Here is a 20,859-nt window from a genome sequence, read left to right on the forward strand (position 1 = left end):
ATTCGTTTAAAGCGGATTTTCTAAAGAAATGAAAAAGGCCTTCACCTTCTTAACTCTAATTTTGCTCCCATTCTTTTTCTCTGGATGTACCGAATCTTTGGCAAAAGTAGAACATCCTGTAATTGTGCAGGGAGTATTGGAGTTAAGTAACTATGATCTCGAAGAACAAGGGCCCATTCTACTTTCTGGACTTTGGAAATTCAGATGGTTGTATTGGAAAAGTTCCGGGTTAGAGAGCCAAAATTCCTATGAGATAGTCAGCGTACCTTCTTCTTGGAACGGAAAGAACGGATCCAGATTGGGAGAAGGTTATGGGACCTATGAACTTAACGTAAAACTAAATCGAAATTACGGAGAACTTGCGTTTATCTTACAAGAGCAAAGTTCCTCTTACTTTTTATATGTGAACGGCAAACTTTTAGCTTCCTGCGGAGAAGTTGAATTTCCTTCAAGCTTCGATATCACCCTCTTCGACGTCCAACCTGCCTGGTGTAATAAGCTTGTGAAATTCACTCCGGATGGAGAAGAGCTGAAGATAGATATGCAGATCGCAAATCGGGACCATAGACTGGGAGGCTTTTGGGCGCCGATCCGATTCGGAACTTCTTCCAGTATGGAAAAGACCTGGAACGCGGAAAGATTTTTGGATCTATTCTTAGCAGGAGGACTTTTCTGTATAGGTCTACTAAATCTTATCTATGCGGTGGTCAGAAGGGGAGAAGCAGCCTCCATGTATTTCGGCACATACTGTCTGATCATGGCGATAAGAGGTCTATTTTCCGGAACCAGGATCATTTCAGAATATATTGATTTTCTAAAGTATCATCATTACGTCAGGATAGAATATGTTACTTTCTACCTTGCAATACCCGTTTTTTTAAGTTATATACTTTCCGTTTTCCCGAGAGAATTAAAAAGGATACTAGTGGATCTGGTCTGGTGGATCGCTATCGGAGCCTGTCTTGTTGTCCTAGTATTCCCGGTTAGAATATTCACATTCACCATTACGATCTATTATTTAGTGGCGTTTCTTGCAGGAACACTCGGATTATTCTCCCTTACTAAAGCGGCTTTAAGAAGAAGAAAAGGCGCACTCATAATACTCGCCGGTTTCGTATTCGTGTATGCCGCAATGATCCACGATATCTTATACGCTACATTCTATTTAGATACTGGATATTTTACGAATATAGGCGCATTCGTATTCATAGTAGCCCAATCCGTATTCTTATCCATTAGAAGTTCTGAAAGTTTGGATAGACTTTTGGATCTTTCCAGGAATTTGGAAAGAAGGGTAGAAGAAAGGACTAAACAACTTAGAAATGCGCTTCGTCTTATCCAAAACGATCTGAATGTCGCAAGAGAGGTCCAAAAGGGACTCTTAAATCTAGAAGATACATCTTCCAGAAAGATCGGACCGACAAAATTCAGCATCTTACATAAACCTTTGGCAGAAGTAGGCGGAGATCTTTACGATATTACGGAATTGCCAAATGGAAAGATCCGCATCTTTCTTGCAGATGCCACAGGCCATGGAATACAAGCTGCCCTTATCACAATCCTGATCCGTAGCGTTTATGAGGATCTGAGATTAAAGGAGGAAAGTCCCGGAAAACTACTCTCGGAGATAGGCTCTCAGTTCCATGGTAAGTACGGAAATGTGTCCACCTTCTTCTCTGCATCCATTTTAGAAATTTCTGCCGACGGAAGAAAACTTACTCTTTCTTTGGCAGGATCTCCTCCGGTCTTAGTCCAGAACAAGGACGAAGAACATATAATAGAATGCGAAAACCCGTTAGTGGGTCTTTTAGAAAATTTCCATTTCGAAGATAAGGAGATCCTACTCACTCCTGGTTATAGGATACTTTGTTTTACGGACGGACTGACCGAATCTTCCAGACTTCCCGGGGATTTTTACGGGATAGAAAGAGTATTAGCTTACCTAAGAACTGGAGACTCTCAAAGTTTAGAAGAGTTATTAAGCGGCATCCAAGAAGATCTATTCAGATTTTTAGGAAGTTCCGAACCCAAAGACGATATACTAGTCTTGGGAATAGAAGACCAACGTGTCTAAAAGAATAAAACCTTTCGTCTTTCGGGAAAGTCGGATGGTTTTCTAGTTTTATTGTATTCAACCTCGAAAATCATGGTTAGAGAGAAGGTGAACGGGTCCGTTCTAACGAATGTGTCCCGAAATCATTACCTTGTAGAGGACCCTATGGCATTCAAGCTCGACGGGGCAAAATTCCCCACCTTGGAAGAGTTGATTACGGCTCTGTATCCATTGTATGCGGACAAGATGAGCGAAGCTGAATTTAGAAAGTACGTTCAGGAGAATGTAAAAGAGGAATAGTCTTCCTCTTTTTGCCCAGACCCTCAGGGCAGATCCTTCTCGTTTAAAGTCCTGTTTTGCTTGTCAATTATAGGGGTTTTCCGTACCCTCTCGGCATGCCTTTTTTTCAGAAAAAATGGAGACTTGCTCCGGCTTGGCGAAGGCCCTTACTATTACTCGCCTCCTTTTTAATTCTTATTATCAAATTCAGATTTTTATTCAGCGAGGACACTCTTTCGGGTTGGAGCCTTCATGCCCAAACCCATTTGGCGGAAATCTACGATTCATTTTTAAATAACGGCCAATCTTTAGGTTACGATACTCGTTGGTTTTCAGGAATGCCGGTCTTTTACTTCCAGCCCCCATTTTTCTATTTTATGGTAGCTGTTCTTCATAAGACAGTATTCTTCTGGTCCTCACTTTCCCTTTCCTTCAATATAGGGGTGCTGCTTTCTATATTACTTTTTACGTATGCGTTTATCAAATTTAGTCTTTTACTCTTAAGTGAGACCAATCATAGGGCGAATACAGTCATGCTTGCTATGACCGGGCTTTTGTTTTTTTTCCTATGTGCGGGAGAAGAGCCGTTCGGACTGTCTTTAGTGGGGTTATTCAGCGGTTCTGTGACAGGATTTTTTGGACTTGGCTGGAGTTTATTAGGTTTTTATTATCTAGAAAAATATAGGACTACTGGAAAGTTATCCTCTCTTTCCAAATATCTAGCGGTAAGCGCCTGCGTTTATTATTCGGATCTTCCTTCTTCTCTATTCTATCTGGTTTCTCTCTTAATTTATTTCTTATTTTTGGGAGAAGAACTGGGGAAAAGAGCATTTTCTATCGCATTCTTCATTCCATTGTTTGTGGCCACACCTGTTTGGTGGAATTTTTTGAAATATTCTTCCTATCGTGCGGAAACTTTCCCAATGGATACAACTCCTGGACTGATCTCTATTTTAGGTTCGGAAGCGTTGAGGCCGATTTGGGAAGGAAGTGGAGCCGTCGCATTCTTATGGAATTTTATCATAGGACTGCATTGGATACAGGTTGTATTCCCTGCGTTGTTTCTATTAGGAATTCGTTCTATTCTAAAGCGTAAAATATTTCCTCCTGCTTCTAGGTTCGTATTCTTTGCCAGTCTGATCTTTTATTGGATCGGTGTAGATACTTCTCTTTCTAAATTTTTCCCAGGTTTAGGATTTCCTTGGTATAGAGCGTTAGATCTTTCTTTATTGTTCTTAACTCTATCCGGCTTGGAAACAGCGGTCCATTTATTGAAGAATAAAACTTCTTCTTTGACCGCTCAATATTCGATTTCCGCACTTTTGTTTTTTGCATTGGTAAGATTTTTCTTATGGCACCCCGAATTGGAATGGAAGGAGAATACTACATTCTTAAAAGACAGTTTCTCCGCATTGGAAATGAAAGATGTAGAAGTTGCACTTGCAGAACTTCCTAAAGATTCCAAAATTTTTCCGGAAATTGACTCTCATAGAAAATGGGGAGACAGTCCTTTTACATTGGGGCTTCTTATCAGAAGAGCAGGGCATAGAAGCTTATTAGGAATGGAAGCGGATGCTTCTTTGACTTCTCTAGCACTTCAACCTTATTTGAGTCGGTATCTGCCTTGGACTGCTTGGAAAAAAAATCCAAGTTACGAAGAGGAACTTTCTTTGGAAGATGCAGGTATCGGGTTGTATCGTTTTCTGCAAGCTAACGGAACTTCCTATATTATTGGCTCCACCGAAAAACTTTATAAGATCCTAAAGTTGAATCCAAGCCGTTTTGAACTATTGAAAGGCTGGGTGAACCGAGAAGGGTTGCGTACCAACGATTCTCCTTCTGAAATATATGAAAAAGAATTGGAGAATAAATCTTTTCTATTCTTGTTTAAGGTAAAAAATCCGGGAGCGGACGTCGCACTTCTAACGGAAAAACCTTGGGGGGTCGCGGATTATAAGGAATTGAACGGAGGAAAATCACTTCGGCCAAAAAGATTCTTATATAATACCAACGAAGCGATCTTGCATGAAGGATTGGATGCAGGGATTGTGTTCGCAAGGATCGGTAAAAAAGAATTAGAAGCGATCGGTCCGAACTACAATAAATGGTTCCAGGGTTTATTGGTTTTGAATATTCCGAAAGAGAATAACACTTGGAAGGAAGAATTCAGATCTAAATACGGAGAACTATCTTTTTCGGATAGGAACGAATTTTTAGGAAGATTTTTTCCTGTAAAAGAAAAGCCAAAAGAGCCTACACTACTCGCAGAACTTCCTGTCTTACCGCGCATTTTTTCGGATGAAGAAGTTTTTGCGGGTCCTGAAATTTCTTCTCCAGAAAGATCGGAACAATCTGCATTAGAGAATCATAATTGTAAACTGGTCCGAAGATCCTTTTTTCCAAGTTGGGAGGATGCAGAAGGCGGAATATTATTCCAGACCCAAAGGAATGAAATTTTGGTCTGTTCTCAAAAACAGAATTCCGATCTGAAATTTTCCAAAGGGAATTCGGTCTTTCTGACCATCATCCTTTTCCTTTTGCCGATATTTTTCATATTCTCTTCCTTTGTGAAAGGAAGGTGGTTTTTCCGTTAATGGGACTGTACGGCAATAAACCGTACTCTAAACTTCAATTCGTTTCGAATTCACTTTTAGTGTTGTTCGGAAGTATTCTCCTATGGGGACTCTGGCAAAAATGGAGTCTTTATATTTGGGGAAATATTTTCATCCACGGTCTAGAAGGCGGACTCGTAGGAGCGATCTGTGATTGGTTCGCGGTTTGGAAAACTTATAAGGCAGTTGAATCCGAAAGTGAGACCATCGCAGAAGAGATAGGTCGCTGGGTATCTTCCGATCTGATCAGCGAACATAAATTAAAATCCTATTTAGACGGAATCTTAGATGAGCCCGAAAATATCCAAGCCATCAGAGAACTTTTGGATAAACATCTAAAAGGAGAAAAAGAAATCAGGGAATTCCTGAACCTGATATGGGACAAAATAGAAGAAGATATCGTATTATATGTTTCTAATTTTAAATTCTCCGGCGCGGACAAACAAATATTACATGAATTGAATAGTCGCAAGGAGATCCTTTCTACGGTCCGATTCTTGGTGGGGGAAACCTTGGTTAAGGTTTCGGATCATGCCGAGTTTGGAGAGAGGATCCAAAGGATCACAAAAGGGCTTTCTTTTCTCGCAAAACCTTTGATCTGGCTCATTGATCCGCAAAAAAGGATCAAAGAATTCGGAGAAGGCCTAAAAGAAGGAAAGGACTTCGAAACGGAAGAGGAAGAAGTTCTATTCGAATTATATTCCGTATTCTCGGAATGTGCGGAGTTGTATATCGGTTCCTGGAATGAATTGCCTGTTTCCAAAAGGGAAGAAGCTGTCCGTGCATTAGCTGATTTCGCTAGAGAACAATTGAATAGGTTGATCAGCGAGGTAGTGCTAACACATAAGGAAGAAATTTCTAAACTGGAGAATCTTAGGGAATACGGGCCAATTCGCTCCTTCTTGGAATTTCTAAGTTCTAAAACAAATGAATCCGTTTCGGAATATGTGGGAGAACAGATCTCTAAAGGACTCAAATTATTGGAGCCCAAACAATTCAGAGAAAATCTAGAACTGAAAACCAGAAGGGTCCTGGAAAGGATCCGGATCAACGGAAGTTTATTAGGTTTTTTAGTTGGATCTGCGATAGGATGTCTCGTCTTATTATTCGAAGGAAAATTAGGATTATAATCTCTTGCATAATTAGCAGGTTGATGTTTAGTATTCAGGATTATGAAAATGAAGCGGATTTATATTCTCCTACTCTGTATATTATTTAGCGGATGTTATTCGAGGACGATCTTCTATTTTCAAAATTTGAGAATGAGACCTCTCCCTCCTCAAGTAGAGCAAAGTTTATACAAACAGAATGAAAAGGGATGCGGAGAAAAGATCCGTACTATTCTCCAAAGGGTCCCCGAAAAAAATCCTGCAGCCACCCATATCCGAGACCTGGAGATTTTCCAGTATGACCAAGGAATGTTTGATGCCTGTTATAGGCTCTATTACGGTTTGGAGATCTCGCAATGAAAGTTCTACACGGGATCTTTTTCCTTTTTCTATTCTCATTCACTTACTGCAGCGGCGCTGAAACTCTGATCTATAGGATAGAAAGAATTGTGCCTGCAAAAGAAAGACCTGTCTTTTCCCCTAAAAGAGTAGAGGGGGAGGATTGTGTAGTTCAAATATTTCCTTTCATGTTCGCTAGATATGTTCCGGATCTACAAAGTGCATACAATCACGCGATGGACAAGGCTCCTAACGGAACCCAATCTATTGCAAACGGAGAAGTTTATACAAAAGGTTTGTATCTTCCTCCGATCTTTTTATTCCGTTGTATCGTTGTCTCAGGGACTCCTAGTTTCGATTGAGGTTCAAAAATATTCTACACATCTTAAGTTTTCAAATCCCAATAATACTTTAAATTTGAACTATATTGGCTAAGGTCGGTCTAAAAAGTATTCGCCCAAAAAAGGGGGAAAGGAGATAAAAATGGAAGCGGTAGTTCATAAGGCAAATACGAGAGGGAAGGTGGATTTCGGTTGGTTGAAATCTAACCATACATTTTCTTTCGGAAGCTATATGAATCCGGAAAGGATCAGATTTGGTTCTTTGCGTGTATTGAACGACGATATCGTTGCGCCGGGCAGAGGTTTCGATCCGCATCCTCACCAAGATATGGAAATCATCTCTATACCGATCAAAGGAGCTTTGGAGCATAAGGACAGTATCGGAACTTCGGGAGTTATCACATCCGGAGAAGTGCAGGTAATGTCTGCTGGAACAGGGATCGTTCATTCGGAGTATAATCATTCCGAAACGGATCCTGTGAACTTCTTACAGATTTGGGTGATACCAGATAAAAGGGGAGCCCAACCGAGATACGACCAGAAAAAATTCCTTCCGGAAGATAGGAAGAATAGATTCCAAGTGGTTGTAGCTCCTAAGGAGTCCCCGGAGGGTCTTTGGATCAACCAAAATGCTTGGTTCTCATTGGGGAACGCTGAAGCAGGAAAGGAACTGCAGTACGAGTCCAAGAATAAGAACGGTGGAGTTTACGCTTTTCTAATATCCGGAAAAGTCAATATTAACGGGACCGAACTTTCTACTCGGGACGGTGCAGGTTTTCCTAGAACGGACCTTCTGAAAGTAAACGCTTTGGAAGATTCGGAACTTCTTCTTATGGATGTTCCTGAGATCCAATAAGAGTTTTTATCACGCAAAGTCGCTAAGCGAAGAAGGTCTTAAACCCTGCTTGGTTGACTTTGCGGCTTCGAGTGAAAAAATCCGTAAAAGTTTTTCTACTTTAGTTCCCCTGGTTCGATGAAGAAACTTCTGATAGAACCGTCTCTTAATAAGCGAATTCCCAATTTTCTTCCTATCGAAGTCTCATCTAGTATCTTATGAAGATCGTCTATGGTATAGATCTCTTTATCGTCGAGGCTGATGATTAGATCCCCGTTTCGTATCCCTGCGCGGTCTGCTGGAGAGCCCGGTTCCAAAGAAAGAACTAAGATCCCAGAATCTGAGCCAATTTTATTGAGGGTTTTGATGGGAGTTGGGACCTTTTGGTTCTGACCCGCGATCCCCAAATATCCTCTTTTCACTGCGCCGCTTGTAATAAGACGAGTGATCACATATTCAGCCGTGTTGGATGCGACAGCAAAACAAATTCCTTGGGCAGGAAGAATGATCGCAGTATTGATCCCTACCACTCTTCCTTGGAAGTCCACTAGTGGGCCTCCAGAGTTTCCTGGATTTAAGGCGGCGTCAGTTTGGATCACATTATCTATCAAACGTCCATTACGAGATCTTAATGTTCTACCGAGTGCGCTTACTACTCCTGCGGTGACCGTGGATTCAAAACCGTACGGATTTCCGATCGCGACCACTAATTGTCCTACTTTCAGTTTTTTGGAGTCCGTAAAACTGGAATGAGGGAATAATCCTCCATGCACTTTCAGGACGGCAACATCCGTATGAGGATCGTTGCCTACAAGTTCAGCTTCTTTACTGGAACCATCCGAAAGATTGGCCTTAATTTTGACCGCACCATCTACCACATGGCTATTCGTAGCAATAAATCCATCAGGCGTAAGGAAAAATCCGGAACCACTTCCACCTTCTCCTTTTTTGCTGGTTATTTGCAGATGAACTACGCTTGGACCGACGGAGTCCACAGCTTGTATAACAGATTTGGAATAGGCGTCTAAAATTTCCGCCTCATTCGATTCGGATCGGTTTTGAGGATGGGAGTTATGTCCGAGGGAAGAAATAAAATCTGCGCTTGTATTTGTAAATAGTACCATAATATTTTTGGACTCCATGTCCAAAAATAAAGTCCCGAAAAGAACGAAAATCGTTTAGAAAAAATGGATCAACCTTGGGTAAGCAAATCTAGTTACTCAGGGGCATTGATCTTATATTCTAATTATTTTTTCGATCTTCAGGTGGGCGATACGGGTTTATAATAAACAGTGGTAGTTCCTTGGGAAAACATTTCAGGCACCGTCCTTCTCCAATTCACAAAATGAGGGGTATCCAGATGAGACTTACGTTTGGATTCGCTTTCATAAGCTTCTATGATCAGAAATCTGCCATCGTCTCCATCGTTCTGTAGAAGATCGAATCTAAGAACACCGTTCTCTTTGAGGGATTCTTTGGAAAGTTCGCTGCTGATTTCCAGAAATTCTTGGATCCTTTCGGGAAGTATTTTGTAAGAAGAGACTGTTACGATCATAGTCCCCAGTTTCAAGATCCGATTTTCTTCTGCCAGAAAAAAAAGATAGATGGAATCGGATCAGAATGAAAGCTTTTCCCTTATGAAAATAAAAACTCCCGTAACGGAGATGCTTGGAATCGATCTGCCCATCATCGGGGCTCCCATGTTTCTCGTTTCATATCCTGATCTAGTTGTCGCAGTTTCCGAAGCCGGAGGCCTTGGAACATTCCCCTCTCAAAACTATCGAAGCTTAGAGGAATTAAGAAGGGGTTTGGAAGATATCCGATCCAGGACTAAAAAGCCGATCGGTGTAAACTTAATTTTACATAAGGCCCATAACCCGAACTGGGCAAAACACTTGGAAATACTTTTAGAGTTCAAAGTAGAATTGATTATCACCAGCTTGGGAAGCCCTCGCTCCATTATCAACGAGGCAAAATCAGTAGGCACAAAGGTTTTTTGCGACGTAACTACATTAAAACATGCGAATATAGTTGCTAAGTCAGGAGCGGACGCTCTGGTTGCGGTTGCCCAAGGTGCGGGCGGACATGCGGGGAATATTTCTCCTTTCAGCCTTTTCCCTTATCTGAAAAAAGAGATCGGTCTTCCTGTTCTTGCGGCGGGCGCGATCAGCGGTGGGGCACAGATGGCGGCTGCAATGGCCTTAGGAGCGGACGCGGTTTATGTCGGAACTAGACTTATCGCTACTAAAGAAGCCGCCGCTTCTCAAGAATATAAGGAGATGATCGTTCAATCTGCACCGGAAGAGATCGTTTATACGGAAAAAATTTCCGGGATCCCTGCAAACTGGCTGAAACGTTCCGTCGAAAAAGCGGGAGATAATTTTCACAACGAAAGCAGCGGGGATATAGACCAGGAATTCAAACGGTGGAGAGATATTTGGTCCGCAGGTCACGGAGTGGCCCAGATCGATTCCATTATTCCGGCAGGAGATGTCGTAAAAGGTATGGCTGCGGAATACGCGGACATCGTAAATAAGTTGCCAAGACCAGTTTAATATTTCATAATATTCTAAACCCCCGATCCCGGGGGTTTTTATATCGCTTTTACTTCTTATCTGAAAAGCTTACAGGGATTAGGTGGAATACTCCGAATACAAACACCTGAACTGCATCTAAAATTTGAAAACCGCCTCTGTCCTTTGCTCGTAAGGAATAGATCCCTACTTCAATGACGTGGATTCCTAATATCACCCAACCTAGAGTAAGCACGATCCCGTCCAGACTTGGATGTAAATTTATGAGTTGTACGATTCCGCTCAATACTCCCAACCATAAAAGCCAAAATGCGGCAGTGGAAGCCTTCGATATATTATTCACTAGATTCATTCTTTTCCTCTTGAAAAATCGATTCCGAGTATAGCAAATGATACAGAGGATTTGGTCAAGAAGAAGTTAGATCGGAAATTGTTACTAACATGAACTTGGAATGAAAATTCCGCGGTAAACCTGGATAACAATAGCGCATCTGATGAATTTATGATATAGGGGGCCAGGGGTTTCCCACTGGCCCGCCTCCTCCGCCCGAACCTGGGTGGGGGCCGCCTTTTGCCTCAAGCGCCGGATTCTACTTCTATTTTTTCGTCCTGTTCCGATTCGTTTAAGACAGGGCTTTTGATCCTGTCCAAAAGAGACTTTAGAATATCGTAATATGGTAACACTTTAGGGCCGACCGATTTTCCGAATTTGTTTTCGTAACTGGTCCTAAGTGTGGTTTCTTCGTCTCCTCCCATAAAGTAAGAAGAAGAAGCATTTCCTTCCCAAAGGATTTCCTTTGTATCACATTTTTGGATCTGTGCTAGGATGGAAATTTTGATCCCATCGGAAGTAGGTCCGAATATGGCAGGATTCATCCAAACAAAAAAAGAAGGTGTAGTCCCTTTCAAGGTTTCTTCTAGTTTGAGTGTAAGAACCCCTTGCGATTTCCCTACCGGGGATTTACAGTTTTGGTTTTTGCTCGAAGGATCAGGATAAACGATAAATTCCTTATGATGGGCCAATTCTTGTTCCGCCATGGACTTTACCAAAGTTGCTTCAACTTGGTTCACCTTAGAACTGGAATCGATTGCCACAGTCAGTCTCTTGAATTTGTCTAGAGAAGATTCAAAATTTGGTGCGATCCGAATTTGTTTTACCGCACAATTCGCAAAGGAAAGTGAAATTAAGAATAGAGGTAGAAGTTTAGATCTCATTTTTTCTTACCCGTCTTCTTTTTGGGAGCTGACTTTTTCTTAGCAGCTTTTTTGGCCTTAGGCTTGGGAGAAGCTTCTTCCATTACAAATTCAGAAACTGTTTCGGGATCATCTTCTTCCGGACCTAAACCCAATGGGACAGCTTCCGATTCTTCTTGTTTGCGACTTCTGTATGCCAATTCCAAAATTGCAGGAAGTAGGGTAAGTGCTATGAGTAAACAAGCACCGATACCTATCGTTGCCACTTTTCCGATGGAATGTAAACCCCTTTGGTCTGCAAGAAGTAGCGCGCTCCATCCTACAAGTGTGGTCAATGTGGATGCGATTACCGCAGGTCCCACCATCGCCATTGCTTTTACTATATCATGATCTTCTCTGAATCTATAATAGATATAGATACCGTTCTGTATCCCATATCCTATGATGACCGGGAACACCAAAACATTCATAAAATTTAATTTAAGTTCTATGATGGACATGACCCCTACTGTTACCAAAATCCCTAACAAAAGCGGGATTAAGGAGAGTAGTGCAGGTAAGAATGCTCTATAGAATAATATCAGAACTATGATCACTAATACTAACGTGATGAAGAATGCGGCAACTCCTTCTCTTTTTACGATCATGATGAGTTGGGCAAATAACATCAAACTTCCAGCGGTATCCGTTTGGAATGTATAAGATCTGGCTTGTGCTATATCCTTATAAGGTCTATGTTCTACGATCGTTTCTACGGTTCCAGGTAGGATCTTTATGGAGAGAAGTTTTTCCTTAGAGTATGTATTCAATGCGTTTAATAGGATCTTATTTTCCGCAGGAGAATAATTCTCTTTTACCGGATCAATTTCAGACTCTTTTTGAGTCCCTGTGGAGTATAGGATCGCATTTAAGGTCCTTCTGGAAATTTTAGGTATTTCTAATCTTCCTATTGCAGCGAAGAACTCTAATAATTTTCCTCCATGCCATAAGGCTACCTTAGGGTAGAGGAATAATAAATGTCCTTTTTCTTTGGAGGTTGCGACTTCCTTGAACTGAGAAGCAAAATAATCCGGAACTGCGGTGTAGTCGTAAGGTTTAACGGATAAGAATAACTTCGCTTTAGGAAGGTGTTTTCTCTGTTCCGGTTTTAAGAAGGAAGCTTTTACAGGCTTCATATCTTTTGCGAGCTGGTCTAAAACTTTACGATTTTCTAATTGTTGGGAATAAGGAGGAACAAAGTTCCAAAGAGAGACCACCTGGTCCACAGAACCTGTGATCGACTCAGGAACCGGGTTCAGATAATCGAATACTGCTTCCGATTCTTCGATAGTTTTTACTACGATCGCTTGAGGATCAGAAGAAATATCGAAACGGTCTGCGATCTCATCGTATAAGTTTACAGATTCGAGATTTTCTACTAAAAGGTTTCTTCCGTTTACATCGAATTCTACTTTTGGAGCAAAAACTCCGAGCAATAATACTAAAACCAAAACGCTAACGGATAGAAGTCCCGGTCTAGAATAAAATCTTCTTAATAAACCGGAAGGAGTCTGCTGTGCCTCGTTTAAAAGGAAAGCTTTAGAAAGAGAAGGGAACCATTTTAAAAGTAAAGCGATCTGTAACGCTGTCACTCCATACATTGCGATCGCTATCAGAACGATCCCATAGGTTGCAATAATCCCGAACTCGCTGAATCCTCTGAATTCCGAAAAGGAAAGAACTACGAATGCGGAAGTAGTGGTTAATGCAGAGCTAAAAGAAGCGATCCCAGTATGATAGATCGTATCCTTGATCGCTCTAACAATATCCTGCTTTTTAGTAAATTCTTCCCTAAACCTGTATAAAAATTGGATCCCATAGTCAATACCCAGTCCCATCAGGATGGAGCCGATGATACTTGTGATACTATTCAATTGGCCTATGACTAAACCGGTTAACCCGAAGGTCATGAGTAGTCCGCTAAGAAGAGAAAACAGCAGGATTACGATAAAAAGTGGATTACGGAAAAATAATAAAAGTAGAAGACCTATTCCTAAGAAAGAGGCTATTCCGATCGGCTTTAACGCTTTAACCAAGGTCTCGTAATCGTCTTGGTTGAGTTTATAAGCTCCTGTATAACCCGCGTAAATTCCGTCTTGTTCTATTCCGATGTTTTTTACCACATCTTGGACTTTCTTATCTATTTTTTCCAAGAACTCGATATCTACGAAAGAGCCAGTAGGCTTGATGAGAACGATAAGCATCCCTTTTTCGGGAGAAATATTATATTCGTCGAATATATCCCTTTTAGCGAGCTTTTGGTATTTGGAAATGATGTCCGTAAAATCTGGATTATATTCTTCGTTAGTTAGTTTTATGAAGAATGGATTTGCTTTTTCTATTTCGTCGTCAATTTTACGTTTTATTCTTTTACGGATCTCTTTTAGATCTTCCGTTTTTAAGAATAGTGGAAGTCTATCCTGTAAAAAGGAAACATTATATCTATAAGAAACATAACGTACCAATTCTTTGTCTTTTAATACTTCGGCAGCAAGTTTATCAGAGGCTCTTTTGAGAGCGATTTCCCTGGCTTTATAATAGGCGACATTCTTACGTTTTGCCTCGTCTGCTAACTCTAATTCTTTCTTTTGAGTTTCAGGATCGCCATTACGTTTGGCCTGGAATGCCTTAGTAAGATGCTCCGTCATTCCCTTATCGTCTTTGAATTTGAGGGCTACAGTGTAAAATCCGCTTCCACCGATCATTTCGATCACACGTTTTGTTTGGACAACGGAAGGGTTGTCGGAAGGAAGAAGTTGTAGGTTATCGCTGTTAATGGAAAGTCTAGTGGCTAAAAAGCCTGAGATCACCAGGAAAATAAATAGAATTGCGGAAGAAGCGGCCGGGTTGGTTAACACCAACTCGGTCGTTTTAGAAAGAAATTTTCTCATCAGTTTTTAGCTGCTTTTTGTATTAGGGCGATAGTCCCCTTGATTCCGTTTTTCTTAATAGACGGTTCTATATTTTTAGTGCGGTTGATCTCAGTAGCCAGTTTACCTTCTGTCTCGAAATCGCTGATGTACCAAGCGCCTTCGGACTCCGAAAGTATCCAGGCAAACTTGATCTGGTCGGAACCTTTATAAAGAATGGAGGAGCCAATTCTCGCTTGTTTGACATTCACACTCGGTTTGTCGTAAGTGATATCGATCTTATCAAAATATTTTAATGCGATTGGGAAGGCCTTGTTCACTATGTATTCGGAGATCGCATCTTCGAACTCCTTTCTTTCCGCAGCGGAAATTTTATGATCTCCGATGAGTTTTTCGGAGAACTTTCCGACATGGACTAGAGCCAAAGCCTTGTCGTTCTTTTTATAACGGATAAAGCCGATCAATTTTTTAACGGCGGATAACGTCTGCTCTTCTGCCGAAACTTCCGGAGAAGTATTTTGGGGCTCGTTAGTAGTTTGGGAATCCTGGGCGAAAAGAAGACCCGAGGAAAGTAAACAAAACAATAAAATTTGAAATAGTTTCACAGATATTACCTAAGGAAGGATGGGCCCGGGAATTTTACAATCAGGTAAAAACAGACTGCATACTGGCCGGATAAATTTACAGTAATGGAAGGGGAAGGCTTAAGTCAACGGAAATTAGACTTAATTCGGGCGGACAAAATCGTAAGCTTGGCTTCCACAAGAAAATGATAAAACTTTCGGTGTTAGGCAACTCAAGATCAGAGGATGTTTCGCATTATATTGTTCTACTAAAATTTGGGTAGTATGTTCTTTTGCAAGGTCTGCCGCCCAATCATGATAACTGATGGGGATCCCGGGCAGAACGACTTTCATACTTCTATGGCTGTCGGAGGCATCCTTGTTCAAACAGGCATGGGTTGCAAAAGTGTAATTACCATGAAGACCTGCATCTGCATCAAAACAATCTCCTGCTTCTTCCGTATGTTCAACGATGGGAAGAAGATTAAAATAGCCTGTTTGGATCTCTTTCATACTTAAAAAGATCCAAGGATGTTCTATAGGAGCAAGTATGCTCACCATCGGATAATTTTCCGCCCAATTGGAGTGAGAATAAAAATCCTGAGCTATATGTAATGCCATTCCTAATTTAATAAGCCCGGTGATATGATTGGACTCCCTATAAGAATCGTCCTTTAATGTTCTGAATCGATCCGCACATCCCAGAATATTATCATTATCGCAATGATATGCGTCATTGTTCATGAAAGCTGCATCCGCTCTTAAGTTACCTTGAACGATTAGTTCCATACAATCCGCTCTTAGATCCCAGTTTGTCGTATTCGCAAACTCCAAAAATGCTTCCTGGGTGATACTCGTGTGAGTATGCGGGCCCTTCTTCCCAAATGCTCTTAAGGGAGAAAGAGAAGCTATAAAATATGCGGAGAAACCAAGCGCCAAAAATTTTAGAAAAACAAAGTTAGTCTTACTGCTCATATATGTAATCAAGCAATTACATATATGAGACCTTGGATCTTTTCTAAGTACGCAAATAATTACATGATCACTAAGAAAAAATTACATTCTGTTTCGGACGCAGGTCGAGACCGAAGTGTATAGAATATATTCTAATTTTTTAATATTTAGGGTGTGAGGTATTTCGTGTGACTTTAGGATCAGGAGCCGTTCTTTTTCCAATCCAAGATCCCTTTGGATTCGAAATATTCCAGATCTTGGACATCATCCAGGTCGGATAATACCGGAAGAAGTCCCACTTGTTTTCTGGCCCATTGTAGCTTTTCCAAACTTCTTGCAAAAACAGTTTCAGTACTCCATTCTATTCCATGAAAAAGTTCGGGAGTATCCGACTTGAGTCCTACTAGATAATAACCTCCGTCTTTCGCCGGCCCTAAAACAACGTCTTTATGATCTAAGATCTGATATGCTTCTTTGAGATGTAGTAGGTCCAACTCGGGACAATCGCTTCCGATCAGTATTGCAGGACCCGAACCGTTCTGGAAACAATACAGGAATGCGTTTCTCATCTTTTCCCCCAGATCCTTTCCTTCTTGTTTACGGATGAGTAATGGAGAATGTCCCCAACTTCCTAGATCGGATGGATTTGGAAGATAAGAATCGAACCAAAGGACCTTAGGAATATCCAAGTCTTTGCAGGCGGTTCTGGTTTTTTCAACCAGGGCTTGGTATACTTCCAGTGCGGCTTCTTCTCCTATGTCTTTGGCCAAGCGTGTTTTCACTTTTCCCGGGACTGGATTTTTTAGGAATATATTCAAGATGGGACCTTTCATTTTTGTCTCCAGGATGTTATGATATTACGCATCTATTCCTTGGGGGACGTTTTTTCCAAGGATTTACTGAAATAAGGCTATCCTCAGATAGCAAGAATTAATAATTAGAACAAGCTCTTTAAATTCAAAACGATATGAAAAAAATAAAGTCTCAAATGTTCATTATTCTATAAGGAGATACTTATGATCTTAAATCTAAAAAGAGGGATTCTACTTATTAGCTTGGGGATCATCCTGACTGGACTAGTCGGGACCGCCTGCGCACCGGGAGGAAAAGACCCGTTCATCCCTCTCTTCAATTTCGGATACCAATTGGAAAAAAGTAAAACCGGATTTTTTATTATCGTTCCGAGAGGAATAGCACAGTGAAATTACAAAATCGTCGTTCTATACTTCCTAAAGTCGTTTTGGCTTTATTGGTTTTTTTCGGGATCACCGCGGGTTTTAAGTTTAACTTCGGGGCCAAGAAGGAAAAAAATCATATTCCGTTTTCTTTAAATGTTTCTCTACTTAAACCATTGCACGCATCTGCGGACGAATGGGGTTTTGTGAGAGGATCTGCTTCCTGGGCCCGTGGAAATTCACTCTTTATGGATGATGTGATTGGTTCGATCCAATCGAATCCTGGGATTGTTTTTTTAGCAAGTCAACCTGGAGGACTCGTGCAGAATAATTTCTCCACTACTTCCGGAACAGATTTTACGATCTCTATTAAGTTGGGAGGAACATTCACTGCTTCTTCCACTGCGTATACTGGCACTAAGACATTCTCCAATTATTTGGAATTGAGAAACGAAGGTACAACTGGCACCGCAGATATCGCGCTACAATTCTATTGGGACGATAATCCTAGAGACTCTACACAAGACGGTGCTCTCGTGCGATACCGTTTGCAAATGTTGAACCCTTCTCAAGATGGTGGCTCCTCAGCGGACATTGAAAGTTATGTATATTCTCCGGATGTAACTGCTGGCGGATTTTACGATACTGCAGGATTTCCGAACCAAGGATTGGTACAAGTATATTCTTGGGATAATAAATTAGCGAACGATTCTGAGATCGGAAATAATGCAACAAAAGGAAGAGTGATCTTGGAAGAAATGGACAATCGTACCGTTTTCTGCTTCAAGACAGTGGTTAGAATTCTTGGAACTGCAGACTTAATGCCTACAGCTTATCCGAATGAAGGGTTCTGTAATAACGCTTCCGCTAATAATGAATATTATAAATTAGCTTATAGCCAAAAGCTTACAGGCGATCTAGAAGTTACTGCAAAGTCTGGTTGGGAAGAACCGTCAGGAGCAACTTTGTCTACTGGTGACGGAAGTCTTTGCGGAACCATCGTCTCCTTGAATTATGGATTGTTTAATATGAATGGATTTGTGAAGGATTTTGTAGATGCTTCTGCTATCCCTTCTAATTATGTTCAATCAACTCGTGTGGATAATCTTTACGCAAGGATTGGAACTTCTGGTAAGTCCGGAGATTCGGGTGACGATAAATCAGTTCTTTGGGACGATTTGAGAAAGTCTACTATTGATGCTTTGGATATAGTGTTCGAGAATTCTCCGACTTTGTAAGAATCTCCTCCATTTCTTCTCACCAAAAACAAAAACCCCCGGATCCCGGGGGTTTTTGTTTATAAGCGGCGAAGTGAATATAGTACTGATTAAGCGGCTCTACTCTGGATCTCTTTTGCTGGATCTATGTCCTTCCATTCTGTAAACAGGTGTCTTTGGGAAAAAAACCATGCAAGTGAAAGTGCACCGAATCCTGCTGCGATAAACGCTGTTCCTGTAGAAACTCCTAAAAGGAATGCAGTTCCTACCAAGAGTGCAATTCGCACAGGTTCTAAATACAATGTCCAGCGTTTCAGATCTAAGATCCCTCCTACAGTTGTTAAGGAGAATATACTGAAGAAGAAGATCAGATACAATAGTCCAGTCGGAATAGTATTTACTTTTACCAACATGGAGAATGTTCCGACCAATGTAAGAACAAACCAGGTCACTGCATAAGCGGTTAAACTCTTGGTAAGAGTTACATCATATTTTTTGAATGTTTTTTCGTCCACTTCAGGGATAGGATATTGTCCTCCTAGATCCTGTGGTCTCCATCCTGGCATTGCTAAGAATGCTTTGATCTTATCGGACCAACGAGGGCTTTGTTTTGCCTGCTCCCACATCTCTACCCAGTAATGAACATTCGCCCATAATGGATTGAAGCTGCGAAGAGGTTTGACTGTTCCGTAAACTGGCGTTTCTTCTTCTGCTTGGAAAGTTCCGAACCATTTATCAAAAACGATCAATGTTCCGCCATGGTTTCTATCGATATACTTAGGATTGATCCCGTGGTGAACTCTGTGATGGGAAGGTGTATTGAATACTGCCTCGAACCATTTTGGGAATTTATCGATTGCTTTTGTATGGATCCAGAATTGATAGATCAAATTTAATTGCCCGTTCAGGACCATTACGATGGGAGAAAATCCTATGATTGCTAATGGAATATAGAAGATCCAAGTGAAAAGTCCATGAAAGCTTGCCTGACGTAACGCAACAGTCAAATTATATTCTTCACTTTGATGGTGAACAACATGTCCCGCCCAAAGGAAATTGACTTCATGACTTAATCTATGGAGCCAATAATAAGCCAGATCATATAGAACGAAACAGGTGACCCAAACTGCTATAACGATTGTCCAAGCCCAGGTAGAAGCGGAAAGACCCAATACTTCGGAAGAAGGCATCCAAGAAACAGGCTCGCTCGGCCAAGAAGGAAGATTGAATATTCTCCAATTCTCATACACCCAAAGATAGGCGAAAAATGTAATCGTCTTAAAAATGATCCCGAAAATTTGACTAGCGATCCCAGCGCTAAGATCGTTGATCGAATCGTTCAGACGATAGAGTTTTCTTTTATGATACCAGGAGAATGCGAGCTCTAACCCGATCAGCAAAAAGAAAAACGGAATTGCGATTGTGATAAGATTTATTTTTTCCATAATACAAGCCGGTTAACCTCTATCATTCCTCGTTCAGAAACTAGGTCAATCCAAAACTAAAACAGACTCCAGATCGGAAATTTTTTACCTATCGATTGTGTGAAAAAAACTAACTCGTTCGAGGTATGCAGGTTGACTAAATTTAGAACGATGTCTTAGTTCCTACCTTATGGCAGAATCTAAGTGGATGATTTATGGAGCGAACGGTTACACAGGTGAACTGATCGCAAGAAGAGCAGTGTCTCGAGGTTTAAAACCAGTACTAGCAGGAAGAAGCAGAGGCAAAATTGAAGAGCTCGCAAACGAACTGCGTTTAGAATATAAAATTTTCGATTTAAATAATACAAACGAGGTCGGCTCGAATATCCAAGGATTCCAACTCGTTCTACATTGTGCGGGACCTTTTACTCAAACCTCTGTTCCGATGGCCAAGGCATGTATTTCTAAAAAAGTCCATTATCTGGATATCACTGGAGAAATTCCTGTGTATGAATCTCTGCAAGCTTTAGGAGAAGAAGCGGAGAAAGCAGGAGTTCTTCTTTTGCCTGGGGTGGGATTTGATATTGTTCCTACAGATTGTCTAGCTTCTTCTTTAAAAGAATCTCTTTCTAAGCCTAAGTTTTTGGAACTTGCATTCGTAGGATTGAGTGAGGTTTCTCCTGGAACTATGAAAAGTGCACTCGCGCAATTGCCTTACGGCTCTAAGGTAAGAAGGGACGGGCAAATGGTTGGAGTTCCTCATCTGAGCAGAAGTAGGGAAGTCATCGCAGGTGGGAAAACCTACAAGGTGTACGGGATCCCTTGGGGAGACGTATTCACCGCATATATTTCTACAGGTATCCCGAATATTGACGTGTATACGGATATTCCTTCCGGACAGGTGAATGCGTTACGCTATTTTAAACCGATCATTTCTTTATTAAAAATTCCTTTTGTATTAAAAGGAGTCCAGGCCTTGGTAGGAAAAACGATTAAGGGCCCGGGAGAAAGAACAAGGACCCTGGTCAAAACGACTGTATGGGGAGAAGTTCGATCCGAAGAAGGAAAAAAGTCTACGAAAGTTTTAGAATGCAAAGAAGGCTACGAATTCACAGTGGAATCATCACTTGCTGCGGTTTCTAAGGTACTTTCCGGAAAAGGTGGAAAAGGATTTAAGACCCCGAGCCTTGCTTTTGGTTCCGAATTCGTTTTAGAAATTCCTGGATCTAAATGGAAAGATATTTCAAATTGAATAGAGTCTCTTTCTTTCGATCTGGAATTTATTCTTTACATTCTTCTTCATACTTTTAGATTAAAAAGA

General features: G+C 41.1%; 20 protein-coding genes. 11 read left to right on the plus strand and 9 right to left on the minus strand.

The window, feature by feature from the left end:
* Nucleotides 1-28: 28 nt before the first annotated feature.
* The 7 genes from LPTSP_RS00760 to LPTSP_RS00790 all read left to right on the plus strand — a co-directional run bounded on the left by LPTSP_RS00760 (nucleotide 29) and on the right by LPTSP_RS00790 (nucleotide 7,589).
* A complete protein-coding gene (locus LPTSP_RS00760; RefSeq protein ID WP_245915430.1) occupies nucleotides 29-2,074 on the plus strand; it encodes a PP2C family protein-serine/threonine phosphatase in 2,046 nt (681 codons plus the stop codon).
* Nucleotides 2,075-2,146: 72 nt separating this feature from the next.
* Nucleotides 2,147-2,353, plus strand: a complete 207-nt coding sequence (locus LPTSP_RS00765; protein WP_167396395.1) for a hypothetical protein — start codon at nucleotides 2,147-2,149, stop codon at nucleotides 2,351-2,353.
* Nucleotides 2,354-2,448: 95 nt separating this feature from the next.
* The gene (locus LPTSP_RS00770) at nucleotides 2,449-4,926 is read left to right on the plus strand and encodes a hypothetical protein (protein WP_108926950.1); all 2,478 of its coding nucleotides are present in this window, start codon (nucleotides 2,449-2,451) and stop codon (nucleotides 4,924-4,926) included.
* Entirely contained in the window at nucleotides 4,926-6,074 is a 1,149-nt protein-coding gene (locus LPTSP_RS00775) for a DUF445 family protein (protein ID WP_108926951.1), read from the plus strand. Before LPTSP_RS00770 ends, LPTSP_RS00775 begins: the two co-directional genes overlap by 1 nt.
* Nucleotides 6,075-6,122: 48 nt before the next feature.
* The gene (locus tag LPTSP_RS00780) at nucleotides 6,123-6,413 is read left to right on the plus strand and encodes a hypothetical protein (RefSeq protein WP_245915432.1); all 291 of its coding nucleotides are present in this window, start codon (nucleotides 6,123-6,125) and stop codon (nucleotides 6,411-6,413) included.
* On the plus strand, nucleotides 6,410-6,754 hold the full coding sequence (locus tag LPTSP_RS00785) for a hypothetical protein (RefSeq protein WP_108926953.1): 345 nt from the start codon (nucleotides 6,410-6,412) through the stop codon (nucleotides 6,752-6,754). Before LPTSP_RS00780 ends, LPTSP_RS00785 begins: the two co-directional genes overlap by 4 nt.
* A gap of 121 nt (nucleotides 6,755-6,875) precedes the next feature.
* Complete coding sequence (locus LPTSP_RS00790; protein WP_108926954.1) at nucleotides 6,876-7,589, plus strand: pirin family protein; 714 nt, start codon at nucleotides 6,876-6,878, stop codon at nucleotides 7,587-7,589.
* 95 nt (nucleotides 7,590-7,684) lie between these two features.
* Here LPTSP_RS00790 and LPTSP_RS00795 read toward each other — a convergent pair whose 3' ends face one another.
* Nucleotides 7,685-8,692, minus strand: a complete 1,008-nt coding sequence (locus tag LPTSP_RS00795) for a S1C family serine protease (RefSeq protein WP_174704404.1) — start codon at nucleotides 8,690-8,692, stop codon at nucleotides 7,685-7,687.
* Nucleotides 8,693-8,829: 137 nt separating this feature from the next.
* Complete coding sequence (locus LPTSP_RS00800) at nucleotides 8,830-9,123, minus strand: putative quinol monooxygenase (protein WP_108926956.1); 294 nt, start codon at nucleotides 9,121-9,123, stop codon at nucleotides 8,830-8,832.
* 82 nt (nucleotides 9,124-9,205) lie between these two features.
* On the opposite strand from LPTSP_RS00800, the gene LPTSP_RS00805 reads away from it, so the two are divergent.
* Nucleotides 9,206-10,123: an NAD(P)H-dependent flavin oxidoreductase gene (locus LPTSP_RS00805; protein WP_174704405.1), complete on the plus strand. Its 918-nt coding sequence runs from the start codon at nucleotides 9,206-9,208 to the stop codon at nucleotides 10,121-10,123.
* Nucleotides 10,124-10,172: 49 nt separating this feature from the next.
* Here the strand turns inward: LPTSP_RS00805 and LPTSP_RS00810 are convergent, their stop codons facing one another.
* The 6 genes from LPTSP_RS00810 to LPTSP_RS00835 all read right to left on the minus strand — a co-directional run bounded on the left by LPTSP_RS00810 (nucleotide 10,173) and on the right by LPTSP_RS00835 (nucleotide 16,555).
* Nucleotides 10,173-10,454, minus strand: coding sequence for a hypothetical protein (locus tag LPTSP_RS00810; RefSeq protein ID WP_108926958.1), 282 nt, complete (start codon nucleotides 10,452-10,454; stop codon nucleotides 10,173-10,175).
* A gap of 224 nt (nucleotides 10,455-10,678) precedes the next feature.
* The gene (locus tag LPTSP_RS00815; protein WP_108926959.1) at nucleotides 10,679-11,317 is read right to left on the minus strand and encodes an MXAN_6521/LA_1396 family lipoprotein; all 639 of its coding nucleotides are present in this window, start codon (nucleotides 11,315-11,317) and stop codon (nucleotides 10,679-10,681) included.
* Complete coding sequence (locus LPTSP_RS00820; RefSeq protein WP_108926960.1) at nucleotides 11,314-14,226, minus strand: MMPL family transporter; 2,913 nt, start codon at nucleotides 14,224-14,226, stop codon at nucleotides 11,314-11,316. The genes LPTSP_RS00815 and LPTSP_RS00820 overlap by 4 nt, the downstream gene beginning before the upstream one ends.
* Complete coding sequence (locus LPTSP_RS00825; RefSeq protein ID WP_108926961.1) at nucleotides 14,226-14,810, minus strand: ABC transporter substrate-binding protein; 585 nt, start codon at nucleotides 14,808-14,810, stop codon at nucleotides 14,226-14,228. Before LPTSP_RS00825 ends, LPTSP_RS00820 begins: the two co-directional genes overlap by 1 nt.
* A gap of 120 nt (nucleotides 14,811-14,930) precedes the next feature.
* Entirely contained in the window at nucleotides 14,931-15,743 is an 813-nt protein-coding gene (locus tag LPTSP_RS00830; RefSeq protein WP_108926962.1) for a hypothetical protein, read from the minus strand.
* A 179-nt stretch (nucleotides 15,744-15,922) separates the two neighbouring features.
* Nucleotides 15,923-16,555 (minus strand): TIGR04282 family arsenosugar biosynthesis glycosyltransferase, encoded by a 633-nt coding sequence (locus LPTSP_RS00835; protein WP_108926963.1) that lies wholly within the window; start codon nucleotides 16,553-16,555, stop codon nucleotides 15,923-15,925.
* 183 nt (nucleotides 16,556-16,738) lie between these two features.
* Between LPTSP_RS00835 and LPTSP_RS00840 the strand changes: the two genes are divergently transcribed.
* Nucleotides 16,739-16,924 carry a hypothetical protein gene (locus LPTSP_RS00840; protein ID WP_020770936.1) on the plus strand — a complete coding sequence of 62 codons (186 nt, stop codon included), beginning with the start codon at nucleotides 16,739-16,741 and terminating at the stop codon, nucleotides 16,922-16,924.
* Nucleotides 16,921-18,135 (plus strand): LIC_12337 family protein, encoded by a 1,215-nt coding sequence (locus LPTSP_RS00845; RefSeq protein WP_108926964.1) that lies wholly within the window; start codon nucleotides 16,921-16,923, stop codon nucleotides 18,133-18,135. Before LPTSP_RS00840 ends, LPTSP_RS00845 begins: the two co-directional genes overlap by 4 nt.
* A gap of 89 nt (nucleotides 18,136-18,224) precedes the next feature.
* Here the strand turns inward: LPTSP_RS00845 and LPTSP_RS00850 are convergent, their stop codons facing one another.
* Nucleotides 18,225-19,559, minus strand: coding sequence for a sterol desaturase family protein (locus LPTSP_RS00850; protein WP_108926965.1), 1,335 nt, complete (start codon nucleotides 19,557-19,559; stop codon nucleotides 18,225-18,227).
* 169 nt (nucleotides 19,560-19,728) lie between these two features.
* On the opposite strand from LPTSP_RS00850, the gene LPTSP_RS00855 reads away from it, so the two are divergent.
* Nucleotides 19,729-20,790: a saccharopine dehydrogenase family protein gene (locus LPTSP_RS00855; protein ID WP_108926966.1), complete on the plus strand. Its 1,062-nt coding sequence runs from the start codon at nucleotides 19,729-19,731 to the stop codon at nucleotides 20,788-20,790.
* The last annotated feature ends 69 nt before the right edge of the window (nucleotides 20,791-20,859 follow it).

This window comes from Leptospira johnsonii, from assembly GCF_003112675.1.
GTDB lineage: Bacteria > Spirochaetota > Leptospiria > Leptospirales > Leptospiraceae > Leptospira_B > Leptospira_B johnsonii.